Source organism: Streptomyces sp. FXJ1.172, from assembly GCF_001636945.3.
Classification (GTDB): Bacteria; Actinomycetota; Actinomycetes; order Streptomycetales; family Streptomycetaceae; genus Streptomyces.
The window spans coordinates 3,363,261-3,376,037 of the sequence record NZ_CP119133.2 but is presented as its reverse complement, the minus strand read 5'-3'; the positions used below and the strand labels follow the sequence as shown (position 1 = coordinate 3,376,037).

The 12,777-nt window shown below is 71.8% G+C and carries 11 protein-coding genes and 2 riboswitches; of the genes, 6 read left to right on the top strand and 5 right to left on the bottom strand.

Features of this window, described 5'->3' with window-relative positions:
• Nucleotides 1-4 precede the first annotated feature (4 nt).
• Entirely contained in the window at nucleotides 5-1,798 is a 1,794-nt protein-coding gene (locus A6P39_RS14800) for a hypothetical protein (protein ID WP_107304541.1), read from the bottom strand.
• 111 nt (nucleotides 1,799-1,909) lie between these two features.
• Here A6P39_RS14800 and A6P39_RS14795 point away from each other — a divergent pair, with 111 nt between their 5' ends.
• Both A6P39_RS14795 and A6P39_RS14790 read left to right on the top strand, forming a co-directional pair.
• Complete coding sequence (locus A6P39_RS14795) at nucleotides 1,910-2,323, top strand: MerR family transcriptional regulator (RefSeq protein ID WP_067056047.1); 414 nt, start codon at nucleotides 1,910-1,912, stop codon at nucleotides 2,321-2,323.
• A 175-nt stretch (nucleotides 2,324-2,498) separates the two neighbouring features.
• Nucleotides 2,499-4,064, top strand: coding sequence for an MFS transporter (locus tag A6P39_RS14790; protein ID WP_159396208.1), 1,566 nt, complete (start codon nucleotides 2,499-2,501; stop codon nucleotides 4,062-4,064).
• 29 nt (nucleotides 4,065-4,093) lie between these two features.
• Here A6P39_RS14790 and A6P39_RS14785 read toward each other — a convergent pair whose 3' ends face one another.
• The 4 genes from A6P39_RS14785 to gcvT all read right to left on the bottom strand — a co-directional run bounded on the left by A6P39_RS14785 (nucleotide 4,094) and on the right by gcvT (nucleotide 8,495).
• Nucleotides 4,094-5,461: an L-serine ammonia-lyase gene (locus A6P39_RS14785; protein ID WP_067055978.1), complete on the bottom strand. Its 1,368-nt coding sequence runs from the start codon at nucleotides 5,459-5,461 to the stop codon at nucleotides 4,094-4,096.
• A 121-nt stretch (nucleotides 5,462-5,582) separates the two neighbouring features.
• Nucleotides 5,583-6,848 carry a serine hydroxymethyltransferase gene (gene glyA, locus A6P39_RS14780; protein WP_067055975.1) on the bottom strand — a complete coding sequence of 422 codons (1,266 nt, stop codon included), beginning with the start codon at nucleotides 6,846-6,848 and terminating at the stop codon, nucleotides 5,583-5,585.
• Nucleotides 6,849-6,852: 4 nt separating this feature from the next.
• The gene (gene gcvH, locus A6P39_RS14775; RefSeq protein WP_067055972.1) at nucleotides 6,853-7,239 is read right to left on the bottom strand and encodes a glycine cleavage system protein GcvH; all 387 of its coding nucleotides are present in this window, start codon (nucleotides 7,237-7,239) and stop codon (nucleotides 6,853-6,855) included.
• A gap of 137 nt (nucleotides 7,240-7,376) precedes the next feature.
• Nucleotides 7,377-8,495 carry a glycine cleavage system aminomethyltransferase GcvT gene (gcvT, locus tag A6P39_RS14770; protein WP_067055969.1) on the bottom strand — a complete coding sequence of 373 codons (1,119 nt, stop codon included), beginning with the start codon at nucleotides 8,493-8,495 and terminating at the stop codon, nucleotides 7,377-7,379.
• 43 nt (nucleotides 8,496-8,538) lie between these two features.
• Nucleotides 8,539-8,651, bottom strand: a riboswitch (glycine riboswitch).
• A riboswitch (glycine riboswitch) is annotated at nucleotides 8,652-8,749 on the bottom strand.
• 189 nt (nucleotides 8,750-8,938) lie between these two features.
• Between gcvT and A6P39_RS14765 the strand changes: the two genes are divergently transcribed.
• The 4 genes from A6P39_RS14765 (at nucleotide 8,939) to A6P39_RS14750 (ending at nucleotide 12,756) form a co-directional block, all read left to right on the top strand.
• Nucleotides 8,939-9,607 (top strand): AAA family ATPase, encoded by a 669-nt coding sequence (locus tag A6P39_RS14765; RefSeq protein ID WP_067055967.1) that lies wholly within the window; start codon nucleotides 8,939-8,941, stop codon nucleotides 9,605-9,607.
• A 66-nt stretch (nucleotides 9,608-9,673) separates the two neighbouring features.
• Nucleotides 9,674-10,465 carry an enhanced serine sensitivity protein SseB gene (locus A6P39_RS14760; protein ID WP_067055965.1) on the top strand — a complete coding sequence of 264 codons (792 nt, stop codon included), beginning with the start codon at nucleotides 9,674-9,676 and terminating at the stop codon, nucleotides 10,463-10,465.
• A gap of 179 nt (nucleotides 10,466-10,644) precedes the next feature.
• Nucleotides 10,645-11,475, top strand: coding sequence for an enhanced serine sensitivity protein SseB C-terminal domain-containing protein (locus A6P39_RS14755; RefSeq protein WP_067055963.1), 831 nt, complete (start codon nucleotides 10,645-10,647; stop codon nucleotides 11,473-11,475).
• Between the two features lie 273 nt (nucleotides 11,476-11,748).
• Complete coding sequence (locus tag A6P39_RS14750) at nucleotides 11,749-12,756, top strand: ABC transporter permease (protein ID WP_067055961.1); 1,008 nt, start codon at nucleotides 11,749-11,751, stop codon at nucleotides 12,754-12,756.
• The last annotated feature ends 21 nt before the right edge of the window (nucleotides 12,757-12,777 follow it).

The window sequence follows — 12,777 nt, the reverse complement described above, 5'->3', positions numbered from 1 at the left end:
CGGCTCACGGCGCGGTGGGGGAGAGCGGTTCGACGGCGACGAGGTGCGTCGTCGCACCCGTGCGTACGGTGATCCCGGGAACGGCCGTGTCCAGCGGCCGGCCGCTCGCGAGCCAGGCGTGCAGCGCGGAGGCGTAGGCGGCGGGATCGCACAGGTCGGCCCGCCCGTCGGGGCCCGCGGCGGCGGACAGCCGCACGAGGTCTCCGTCCCGGGTGCGTACGACACACCGGTCCGGACCGTCGACGTAGGCGGCCAGCGCGCAGTACGGGTAGCGGTCCAGTGCCTCGGCCGTCCAGGCGGCAGGCGGCCCGAGCCGCGGATCGTCGCCGGCCGCGTACCGTACGACGACGTCGGCGACGCGCAGCCGGCCGGTCTCCCGCGTCTCCTCGTCGACCACCGTGTGCGCGCAGTCGCCGGGCACGTCCGGTTCGGGCTCGGCGCCCGCGACGGCGTACCGCACGACGGAGACCTCCCGCGGATGCGAGCCGGTGCCGCCGGTGAGGACACGGACCGGGGCGGTCCGGCGGGCGGGCAGATACGGCGGCAGCGGCAGCGGGTCGAGCAGCGCGGGACGTCCGCCCGGCTCGGGGAGGTCCATGAGGCCGTAGAACAGCCGGCGCAGCAGAGCGGCCGACTCACCCGGCGCCGAACTGGCCTGCTCCGCAAGCTCCTTGTAGCGTCCGGGGTCGTGCGCCGCCACGACCCGGTCGATCTGGGCGCGCAGGCTGCCCCGGCGCACGAGCCGGGGGGCGTCGCGGCCGAGGGCGGCGACCGGTGAGAGCGGGTCGAGGTCCTGCTGGGGGAACGCCCCGAGGAGGACGGGGACGCCGATCGACGCCGCGTAGTACGTGACGCTCGAATGGTCTCCGAGGACGCAGTCGGCGGCGATCAGGGCCTGCCGCCACCCATCGAGCGGGGGTATCGCGTCGAGTCCGGCCCGCCGCGCGTTGTCCAGCCAGGCACGGACCTGCCCGGGACCGTGGCCGTACCAGATGTTCGGATGCAGGACCGCGACGGTGCGGTACTCGTCGGCCGGCAGCTCGGCGGTCAGGCGGGACAGCAGCCAGGGCAGCAGGTCGTCCGACTCCGGCTCCCAGGCCCCGCCGAAGAGCGAACGCGATGCCCAGGTGGAGCTGACGACGATCAGCCGCTGGCCGGGTCCCACGCCGAGCGCGCGGCGGAACAGGTCGCGGTGGGGGAGCGCGGCGAGAACGCGGTCGTAGCAGGGGTCCCCGGCGAGCACCGCGGTGGGCGCCGCCTCGGGACAGCCCGAGCGCAGCCGGTCCAGCTGTTCCGGGTGGGAGAGAACGGTGGCGGTGGCCAGGGGCCGCCCGTCGTCCAGGAGCCAGTCCGGCGACAGGCCGAAGACGGGCGCGGGCGACGGGTGTCCGGTGTCCGGTGTCCGGTGTCCGGTGTCCGGTGTGGCCAGCCTCTTATTGTATCCGGCCCCGTGTGACAGGACGGCCAACTTGCCTTGGAGCGCGGCGAGTTCACCGCCGTAGCTGGCGGACACCACCAGGTCGAACGGGGTGTCCTTGGCCTGATCCCAGGGCAGGACCGGCAGCCCCGCCCGCGCCAGCAGCTCGGGCACACCGGCCAGGAACGGGGACGAGCCGGTGCAGGTGGCGACCATCTGGAGGCGCAGGTCGCCGTGGAACAGCGGGAGGACGTCCAGCAGACGCGTCGCCGACGTCACGTTGTGCACGACGAACAGGACGCGGCGGCAGCCCGCGCGCGTGATCCATCGCTCCGCGTCCTCGCCCACCGGTACGCGCACCCGCGCCGCCCCACCCGTCACGGGGTTCACCTCAGCACTCGACGATGTTCACCGCAAGCCCGCCCCGGGCCGGCTCAGGGTGGCCGCTTATCCGATACCGCGTGTGAGCAAGCCGGATGGATGATGCCGGCCATGGACACGCACGAGAATCTTCTGCCCATCGGCGAGGTCGCGGCGCGGCTGGGGCTGGCCACCTCCACCCTGCGCTACTGGGAGGAGCGCGGGGTCCTTCAGCCGACGGCACGACAGTCGGGGCGGCGGCTCTACGGTCCCGTGGAGTTCCGGCGGATCGCGCTCATCCAGATCTGGCAGGAGAGCGGGATGATGAGCCTGGACGAGATCGCGGCGCTGCTGGCCGGCCGGACCGAAACCGGTCACTGGCGGGACACCGTACGGGGCCGCATGGCTGCCATGGACGAGCAGATCGACCGCCTCACCCGGGCGAGGGCCTACCTCGCCCACTACCTCAGCTGCCCCCGCGACCATCCCGCGGACGACTGTCCGATGGTGAGCGAGGAGATCGATGCCCACATCCGCGCTGTCTGACCCGGCCGGAGGCCGTCCTGCCGCGAGTTCCTGCCCCATGCCGTTTCGTTGGCGTTGACTTCAAGGCGACTTGAGATGGAACGGTGGCACGGCCGCTCGGGCTCAATTCCCCCCGTGGTGCCCGCTCGGCGTTCGCACAGCCACCTCGCTCATCATCGTCGCAGCAGGAGTACGCGTGTCCGCACAGCGCCGTCCCGCCGGGTTGATCACGGCCGTCTTCCTCGGAACCTTCATGGCCCTGCTCGACATGAGCGTCGTCAATGTGGCGCTCCCGGCCGTGCAGAGCCACCTGCACGCCCGGATCACGGACATCCAATGGGTGGTGGACGGCTACACCTTGTGCCTGTCCGCCTTCATGCTCACCGGCGGCGCGCTGGGCGACCGTTTCGGGCGCAAGAAGGTCTTCCTGGCCGGGCTCACCCTGTTCACTCTCAGTTCGGTGCTGTGCGCGGCGGCGCCCGACACCACCACCCTGGTGATGGGGCGGCTGCTGCAGGGCACCGGAGCCTCCACCGTCACCCCCGGAGCACTGTCGCTGCTGGCACAGGGATTCCCGGACCAGGCCAAGCGGGCGCGGATGATCGGCCTGTGGGGCGCGTGCAGCGCACTGGCCGTGGTGCTCGGACCCCTCCTCGGCGGAGCGCTCACGGACTCCGTCGGCTGGCCCGCCATCTTCCTGATCAACGTGCCCCTCGGTCTCATCGCCCTCACCGCCGGCGTCAAGGGCATCGCCGAGTCCGCCGACCCGGAGCACGCGGCCGCCGACCCCGCAGGCCAGATCCTCGGCATCGTCTGGCTCGCGGCGCTCACCTACGCGGTGAACGAGGCCGGCCGTGACGGCTGGACAGCGACGCGGAACCTGGCGCTTTTCGCCGTGGCGGCCGTCGCCTTCCTCGCCTTCGTCGCCGTCGAGCGTCGCGCCCCCCGTGCCATGCTGCCGGTCCCGCTCTTCGGCAACCCGCGCTTCGTCATCACCAACATCGCGTCGTTCATGCTCGGCTTCGGCGCCTACGGCACCTTCTACCTGCTGTCGCTCTACCTGCAGCAGGTCCAGGACACCAGCGCGGCGATGACCGGCGTGAAGTTCCTCCCCTACTCGGCGGCCATCGCCCTCGGCTCGACCCAGGCCGGCAAGCTGACCGCCCGCTTCGGCCCCCGAGGAGTGATGGCCGCGGGCTACGGCCTGGTCAGCGTCGGCCTGCTGGGCCTGCTCACGCTCACTCCCACCACCGGCTACGGGCAGGCGGGCGTGCTTTTCGCGGTTCTCGGCCTGGGTATGGGACTCGGCATCGCCCCCACCAACGCCGCCGCCATGGCCGCAGTCCCCCGGGAGCGGTCAGGGGCCGCCGCCTCCACCGTCAACGCCACCCGCCAGGTGGGAACGGCCCTGGGCATCGCCGTCCTCGGCTCCCTGCTCAACGCCCGCGCCGAACTCTCCGTCTCCCAGAGCCTCGCCCACTCGGGCAGCGAACTCGACCCGGGCGAGCGCGGCACCGCGGCCCACCTCATCGTCACCCAGCACGGAGTCGCCCCCTCCCACCCGGGCCTGAACCTCCCTACCGCACAGCGGTACTTCGCCTCCGGCTTCGTCGACGGACTGCACACCAGCCTGCTGGTGGCAGGGGTCGCCACCGCGCTCGCCACCGCCGCGGTCCTGCTCCGCCTGCGGACGCCCGAGCCCACGGCGGGGCCGCGGCGCCCCACCGAGCAGGTGCCGGCGGAAGGGCGACGCACAGCCTGATCCGCGCCGGGCGTCATGTGCGGCCCAGGTCAGCACTCGATGATGTTCACCGCGAGCCCGCCCCGCGCCGTCTCCTTGTACTTCACGGACATGTCCGCGCCGGTGTCCTTCATGGTCTTGATGACCTTGTCCAGGGACACCTTGTGGGAGCCGTCGCCGCGCATCGCCATCTTCGCCGCCGTGACCGCCTTCACTGCGGCCATGCCGTTGCGCTCGATGCAGGGGATCTGGACCAGGCCGCCGACCGGGTCGCAGGTCAGGCCCAGATTGTGCTCCATGCCGATCTCGGCGGCGTTCTCGACCTGCTCGGGGGAGCCGCCGAGGACCTCCGCGAGTGCGCCCGCGGCCATGGAGCAGGCGGAGCCGACCTCGCCCTGGCAGCCGACCTCGGCGCCGGAGATGGAGGCGTTCTCCTTGAAGAGCATGCCGATCGCGCCGGCCGCCAGCAGGAAGCGGACCACGCCGTCCTCGTCGGCACCCGGCACGAAGTTGATGTAGTAGTGCAGGACCGCCGGGATGATGCCGGCCGCGCCGTTCGTGGGGGCGGTGACGACCCGGCCGCCTGCCGCGTTCTCCTCGTTCACCGCCATGGCGTAGAGGGTGATCCACTCCATCGCGTGCGCCAGCGGGTCGCCCTCGGCGCGCAGCTGGCGGGCCGAGACGGCCGCGCGGCGGCGGACCTTGAGGCCGCCGGGCAGGATGCCCTCGCGGGACATGCCGCGCCCGACGCACTCGCGCATCACCCGCCAGATCTCCAGCAGGCCCGCGCGGATCTCCTCCTCGGTGCGCCAGGCCCGCTCGTTCTCCAGCATGAGCGAGGAGATCGACAGGCCGGTCTCCTTCGTCAGGCGCAGCAGCTCGTCGCCCGTGCGGAAGGGGTACTTCAGGACCGTGTCGTCCAGCACGATGCGGTCCGCGCCGACCGCGTCCTCGTCCACGACGAAGCCGCCGCCGACCGAGTAGTACGTCTTCGACAGGATCTCCGCGCCCGCGGCGTCGTACGCCCGGACCGTCATGCCGTTCGCGTGGTACGGCAGGGCCTTGCGGCGGTGCAGGACCAGGTCGTCGTCGAAGGAGAACGGGATCTCGCGCTCGCCCAGCACCTTCAGACGGCCGGCGGCCTTGATCGCCTCCACCCGCTCGTCGGCCGTCTCCACGTCCACCGTGCGCGGCGAGGCGCCCTCGAGGCCGAGCAGCACCGCCTTCGGGGTGCCGTGGCCGTGGCCGGTCGCGCCGAGCGAGCCGTACAGCTCGCAGCGCAGGGCCGCGACCGAGCCGAGCAGATCCTCATTGCGCAGGCGGCGGGCGAACATGCGCGCCGCGCGCATCGGGCCGACCGTGTGGGAGCTGGACGGTCCGATGCCGATCGAGAACAGGTCGAAGACCGAGATGGCCACGGACGACTCCTCAAGACGGGGGTGAAGCGAAAAGACGGGGTGAAGCGGAAAAGAGCGGTACGGCGGTGCGGGCCGCGCACGCCGGTACTCCCAGTGTGCGCGGTGCCCCGCGAAAGGTGTCCTACTTGTTCAGACCCGGGTACAACGGGTGCTTCTCGGCCAGGGCCTTCACCCGGGCCTTGAGGGCCTCCGCGTCGTAGGACGGCTTGAGCGCCTCGGCGATCACGTCCGCGACCTCGGCGAAGTCCTCGGCCGTGAAGCCGCGGGTGGCGAGGGCGGGCGTGCCGATCCTCAGGCCCGAGGTGACCATCGGGGGCCGGGGGTCGTTCGGGACGGCGTTGCGGTTCACCGTGATGCCGACCTCGTGGAGCCGGTCCTCGGCCTGCTGGCCGTCCAGCTCCGACTCGCGCAGGTCGACCAGGATCAGGTGCACGTCCGTACCGCCGGAGAGCACGTTCACGCCGGCCTCGCGGGCGTCGGCGGCCGTCAGCCGCTCCGCCAGGATGCGGGCGCCCTCCACCGTACGGCGCTGGCGCTCCTTGAAGTCCTCGCTCGCGGCGACCTTGAAGGAGACCGCCTTGGCCGCGATCACGTGCTCCAGGGGGCCGCCCTGGAAGCCCGGGAAGACGGACGAGTTCAGCTTCTTCGCGAAGTCCTTCTTCGCGAGGATGATGCCGCCGCGCGGGCCGCCCAGCGTCTTGTGGGTCGTGGAGGTCACCACGTCCGCGTGCTCCACCGGGTTCGGGTGGAGACCGGCGGCGACCAGGCCCGCGAAGTGCGCCATGTCGACCCACAGGTACGCCTCGACCTCGTCGGCGATCCGGCGGAACCCGGCGAAGTCCAGCTGCCGCGGGTACGCCGACCAGCCGGCGATGATCACCTTCGGGCGGTGCTCCCTGGCGAGCCGCTCGACCTCGGCCATGTCGACCAGGCCGGTCTCGGCGTCCACGTGGTACGCGACCACGTTGAACTGCTTGCCGGAGAAGTTCAGCCGCATGCCGTGGGTGAGGTGGCCGCCGTGGGCGAGGTCCAGGCCGAGGATGGTGTCCCCGGGCTGGGCCAGCGCGAACAGGGCCGCCTGGTTGGCGGAGGCGCCGGAGTGGGGCTGGACGTTGGCGTACTCGGCGCCGAACAGCTCCTTGATCCGGTCGATGGCGATCTGCTCGGCGACGTCGACGTGCTCGCAGCCGCCGTAGTAGCGGCGGCCCGGGTAGCCCTCGGCGTACTTGTTGGTGAGCACCGAGCCCTGCGCCTCCATCACCGCGAGCGGTGCGAAGTTCTCGGAGGCGATCATCTCCAGCGTCGACTGCTGGCGGTTCAGCTCGGCGTCGACCGCGGCGGCGATCTCCGGGTCCAGCTCGTGCAGGGGCGTGTTCAAGGCGGTCATTCGGTTACGACTCCTCGCCGGTGGAAAAGGCCGTGTACTCGTCGGCGGAGAGCAGATCGGCCGGCTCCTCCGCGACGCGGACCTTGAACAGCCAGCCGCCGTGGAAGGGGGCGGAGTTCACCAGCGACGGGTCGTCGACGACGTCCTCGTTGGTCGCGGTGACCTCACCGGTGACCGGCGAGTACAGCTCGGAGACCGACTTGGTCGACTCGAGTTCACCGCAGGACTCGCCGGCGGTCACGGTGTCACCGACCGCCGGGAGCTGGACGAAGACGACGTCACCGAGCGCGTTGGCCGCGTGCTCCGTGATGCCGACCGTCGAGACGCCGTCCTCGGCGGCCGACAGCCACTCGTGCTCCTTGCTGTAGCGATGCTGCTGGGGGTTGCTCATGGCCTGAATTCTCCTGTACGCGCGGGAGTGCTGATGAAGGGGGGACTGCTGAAGCCGCTGGTGAGCGGGCGAATGTGCGCAGGGTCACGCGCCGGCCACGGGACCGGGCCCACGGCGGACGCGATCGCGCCCAGTCTCTACTTCTGGCGCTTGTAGAACGGCAGCGCCACGACCTGGTACGGCTCGTGACTGCCTCGGATGTCCACGCCGACGCCCTCGGTGCCGGGCGCGGCGTGCGCCGCGTCGACGTAGGCCATGGCGATCGGCTTGCCCAGCGTGGGGGAGGGGGCGCCCGAGGTGATCTCGCCGATCACCTGGCCGCCGGCGACGACGGTGTACCCGGCGCGCGGGACGCGACGGCCCTCGGCGATCAGGCCGACGAGCACGCGCGGAGGCTCGGAAGCGGCGCGCTCGGCGGCCTTGGCGAGCGCCTCGCGCCCGACGAAGTCGCCCTCCTTCTCGAACTTCACCACCCGGCCGAGCCCGGCGTCGAAGGGGGTGAGCGAGGTGGTCAGCTCGTGCCCGTACAGCGGCATGCCCGCCTCCAGGCGCAGGGTGTCCCGGCAGGACAGGCCGCAGGGCACCAGGCCGACGCCCTCGCCGGCCTTGGTCAGCGCCTGCCACAGCTCGACGGCGTGCTCCGGCTTCACGAACAGTTCGAAGCCGTCCTCGCCGGTGTAGCCGGTGCGGGCGATCAGCGCGGGGACGCCGGCGACGGTGCCGGGCAGGCCGGCGTAGTACTTCAGCCCGTCCAGGTCGGCGTCGGTCAGGGACTTCAGGATGCCGGGGGACTCGGGGCCCTGCACGGCGATCAGCGCGTAGGCGTCCCGGTCGTCGCGCACCTCGGCGTCGAAGCCGGCGGCGCGCTCGGTGAGGGCGTCCAGCACCACCTGGGCGTTGGAGGCGTTGGCGACCACCATGTACTCGGTCTCGGCGAGCCGGTAGACGATCAGGTCGTCCAGGATGCCGCCGTCGGCCCGGCAGATCATGGTGTAGCGGGCGCGGCCGACACCGACGGAGGCGATGTTGCCGACCAGGGCGTGGTTCAGGAAGGCGGCGGCCCCGGCGCCGGTCACCGTGATCTCGCCCATGTGGGAGAGGTCGAACAGACCCGCCTTGGTCCGCACCGCGACATGCTCGTCGCGCTCGGAGCCGTAGCGCAGGGGCATGTCCCAGCCGGCGAAGTCGGTCATCGTCGCACCGAGCGAGCGATGCACGGCATCGAGCGCGGTGTGACGGAGTTCAGTGCTGCTCATCGGTCGGTCGTCTCCCAGGACAAACAGGACGGGCGAGGAACGTCCCTCCCCATCTGTCATCGGAACCTGAGAGGTTCGCCATGACCGCCACGGGGACGATCACGGCTTGCACCTTGGGTGGAGCCACTGTCGCAGCGGCCCGCTTTTCAGATGTGCCTCGCCCGCGCGGTAACGGGGCCTGAGAGATTCAAGGGAGGAACTTGCTCCTTCGGCGCCCCAGCGAAGGCTGCTGGGGACTCTCCCGCGCGGATTCAAGCGGCCGGTATGCAGTTGGCGGCCACATCATTGCACGCCGCACCCCCGCCCGTCAGGGCCGCATCTGTAACCGACCTGTGGCAGTACGCGCACCTCCCCGCAGGACACCGCGCATTACCTTCTCTTTGCATGAATCGGGCATGGGGATTGCCGAGCCCGCAGGGGAGCCACAGGGGAGGACGATCACGGTGAACAGGACCTCGGCGTACGCCACCACCGCCGGCATCGCGGTGCCGAAGCAGCCCTCCGCCCCCGCGCGCGAGCGCCGCGCCGACCGCCCGGCCCCACTCGTGCGCGACCTGCGCGACCGGGCGGGCCGCAGCCCGCGGGCCCTGCTCCTCGGCCCCCGGGACGTGGTGGTGGTCACCGGCCTGCCCGGCAGCGGAAAGTCCACCCTGATGCACCGCGCGGTCCAAGGTCACCGCATCGACTCCCAGGACACCCGCGACCGCTGGGACGCCCGCATGCCCGGCCGCATCCCCTACGCGCTCTACCGCCCCCTGGTCCGCCTCGCCCACTACGCCGCCCTGCGCCGCGCCCTGCGCACCGGCGAGGGCGTCGTCGTGCACGACTGCGGCACCCGCAGCTGGGTGCGCGGCTGGCTCGCCCGTGAGGCCCGCCGCCGCGGCGCCACCCTGCACCTGCTGCTGCTCGACGTGGCACCCGAGACGGCCCGCGAGGGCCAGCGCGAACGCGGCCGCGGCGTCTCCCGCCACACCTTCGCCCGCCACCGCCGTACGACCGCCCGGCTGCTCGCCGCGGTCGAGCGGGGCGGGGTGCCCGCGGGCTGCGGCTCGGCGGTGCTGCTGGACCGCGCCGCGGCGGACGCCCTGCACCGGATCGGGTTCACAGGGTGAGGGACTGGCACGGCAACCCGCTAGCCTTCATGGTCACAGCAGTGGTTCCCAGCAGGCGGTAGGCAGATGGACTTCCCGGCGGACATTCCCGCGGACTTCCCGGCACAGGCGCACCCCCACCCGCACGGCGGTTGGCCCGGCAACGAGCTGGAGGAGGTCCTCGCGGCCTCCCTCGGCATACCCGCCGCGGCCGGCCGGATCATCGAGGTCCTCGGCCGCAGCTTCCTGTGGATCCCGCTGCCGAACGGCGGCGGCCCCGGCAGCGGCCCGCTCGACCTTCCCACGCTGGAGATCGACGGCCAGGTCTACGTCCCGGTGTTCAGCTCGGAGGAGCAGCTGCGCCAGGGGGCCGGCTCCCACATGGCGTTCACCATCGCTCCCGCCGTCGAGTTCGCCCGCGGCCTGCCCCCGCAGGCCGGCATCGCGGTGAACCCGGACGGGCTGGTCGGCATCCCGCTCCCGCCGGCCGCGGTGGCCGAGCTGTGCCGCGCGGGCCGCACCCCCCTCGACGGCCCCAACACCGGCGGCCGGGTCCGCCTCTTCGAGCCCGACTGGCAGGACGACCCGGTCGACTTCCTCTCCGCCGCGGCCGCCGAGTTCGCCGGGACCGGCGTGGTCCGCACCGCCCGCCGCTGCCTGGCCGCCATCGAGACGGCCGAGCCGGTGATGTTCGTGGGCGTGGAACTCTCCCAGTGGGAGGGCGACTTGCGCACCCTGCCCATGGACGCGCTGGGCAGGGCCCTGGGCCGGGTCCCGGTCGGGTGGCCGGTCAGCCTGGTCCTGCTGGACGTGACGGACGACCCGGTCGCCGAGTGGCTGAGGGCGAACGTCCGGCCGTTCTACCAACACGGTCACTAGACCGTGACCCGGGGGCAGCCCAGGGGACAGGGGCGCGGGGCCGTGTCCGCCGAGCAGCCTCGCCGCGCGGGCGCGGGAAAGGCGCCACTCACCCGCACCCGCGCACGAACAGAAGGCCCCGAGCTGGTGGGCGCTTAAGCTGTCTTTGACGCGGGCCACCAAAAGGAAGGGCACGACAGGTGAGCGCGAGCCACAGCGGCAGCGTGGAGCACACGCTGCGCCAGGTCACGCCCGGACGTTACGACGCCTACGAGGCCCTGCTGCGCGCCCTCGCCACCCCCTCCTCCGGCCAGATCTGGATGCTGCTGTGGCACGGCCAGGCCGGTTCCCCGGACGCCCAGTACGGAAACATGGAGGTCGACGGCTTCCAGTACGCCCCCTGCGTCACCTCCGCCCAGGAGCTGTCGGCCAGCGGCTGGAACCGCTCGTACGAGGTCGTCGACGGCCTCGACGTGGCCCGCACCCTCTACCCCGACCACTACGGCCTCTGGCTCAACCCGCACGCCTCGGGCGGCGGCGTCGGCATCCCCTGGCTGGACCTGCGGCGCATCGCCACCGGTCTGGACCGCCAGCCCGCCGGCCCCCTCCGGCTCACCGAACCCGGCATCGAGATCCCGCAGTTCTACGCGGTGCTCGCGCAGAACGCCCACCGCACCCCGGCCCTGCGTTCCCTGCGCCGCGCCTGGGTGCAGCCCGCGCTCGGGGCGCCGTACCTCGCGATCGGCCTGGACGTGTACGACACCTCCCCGGCCGCGGTCGACTCGGTGCGCGCGATGATGCAGCAGTCCGTCGGCGCGGTCCCCGAGGGCCTGCCGGTGTCGACGGTCGCGATGACCGACGACTACGACCCGGTCGTGATGTGGATGCGGGCCAACGCCCACCCGTTCTACGACCGTGAGGCCCACGCGGCCCTGGCTCCGCCGCGGCCCCAGCCGCAACTCCAGGCATCGCCCCAGCCGCAGGCCCCGGCCGCCGGCTACGGCTATCCGCCGGTGCCCGGCGGCTACTGACCCAAGGCCGCTGACCTCCGCTTTCGCCGCGCGATCCGGCCCGCCCGCCCACCGGCTTCCGTCCGGTCGGCGCAACTTCCTGTCCGCATAACAGGAAACGCCAGCTTGCATCACGGTTGCGCATCCATTCTCCGCCAAGGCTGGCGGCTCATCGCCGGCGCGTTGAAGACTCCCCCTTCAAGGGGCTCGCCCCTGTGTACGACGGACTGATTGATGCCGCTACCAGCGGCAAGTGCGGGCCGGTTACCGCCGGTTGAGAGGGGTCCCAGCCTAATGACGGCACCATTGCACGAGCCGGCCGCGGAAGCGGCCCCCGGTGCGGCCGAGGAAGCGGCGGTCGCCGCCGCCGACGCGAAGGCCGTACAGGGCCGCTCCCTGGGACGGATCGCCTGGGAGCGCCTGAAGCGGGACAAACTCGCCCTGACGGGCGGCGTCGTGGTGCTCGTCCTCATCGCGATCGCGATCCTCGCGCCCGTCATCACGAACCTGGCCGGCCAGGACCCGGACGTCTACCACGAGGACCTCATCGACCCGCTGTTCGGCACCCCCAAGGCGTCGTTGGGCGGCATCAGCGGCGACCACCTGCTCGGTGTCGAACCGGTCAACGGCCGCGACATCTTCGCGCGCATCATCTACGGTTCGCAGGTCTCCCTGCTGGTCGGCTTCCTGTCCGCCCTCGTCGCCGTCGTGCTGGGCACGATTCTCGGCGTCCTGGCCGGTTTCTTCGGTGGCTGGGTCGACTCGGTCATCAGCCGGGTCATGGACGGTCTTCTCGCCTTCCCGCAGCTGCTGTTCATCATCGCCCTGGTCTCCGTCATGCCGAACAACATGCTGGGGCTGTCCGGCACCGGCGTGCGGCTGTTCGTGATGATCCTGGTCATCGGCTTCTTCGGCTGGCCCTACATCGGCCGCGTGGTGCGCGGACAGACGCTCTCGCTGCGCGAACGCGAGTACGTCGAGGCCGCCCGCTCGCTGGGCGCCGGGCGCTTCTACATCCTCTTCAAGGAGTTGTTGCCCAACCTGGTGGCGCCGATCATCGTGTACACGACGATGATGATCCCCACCAACATCCTCACCGAGGCGGCGCTCAGCTTCCTGGGCGTGGGCGTCAAGCCGCCGACCCCCTCCTGGGGCCAGATGCTCTCGAACGCGATCGACTACTACGACTCGGACCCCATGTACATGGTGATCCCGGGCGTGGCGATCTTCATCACCGTACTGGCGTTCAACCTCTTCGGCGACGGCGTGCGGGACGCGCTCGACCCGAAGGGCTCCCGCTGAACTGCCGTACCCCAAGCGTCC

What these genes read in the sequence shown, in the direction of transcription:
- A6P39_RS14795 (WP_067056047.1), top strand. Translation starts at nt 1,910, where the DNA reads ATGGACACGCACGAGAATCTTCTGCCCATCGGCGAGGTCGCGGCGCGG.
- glyA (WP_067055975.1), bottom strand. Translation starts at nt 6,848, where the DNA reads ATGACCGCCTTGAACACGCCCCTGCACGAGCTGGACCCGGAGATCGCC.
- gcvH (WP_067055972.1), bottom strand. Translation starts at nt 7,239, where the DNA reads ATGAGCAACCCCCAGCAGCATCGCTACAGCAAGGAGCACGAGTGGCTG.
- gcvT (WP_067055969.1), bottom strand. Translation starts at nt 8,495, where the DNA reads ATGAGCAGCACTGAACTCCGTCACACCGCGCTCGATGCCGTGCATCGC.
- A6P39_RS14760 (WP_067055965.1), top strand. Translation starts at nt 9,674, where the DNA reads ATGGACTTCCCGGCGGACATTCCCGCGGACTTCCCGGCACAGGCGCAC.
- A6P39_RS14750 (WP_067055961.1), top strand. Translation starts at nt 11,749, where the DNA reads ATGACGGCACCATTGCACGAGCCGGCCGCGGAAGCGGCCCCCGGTGCG.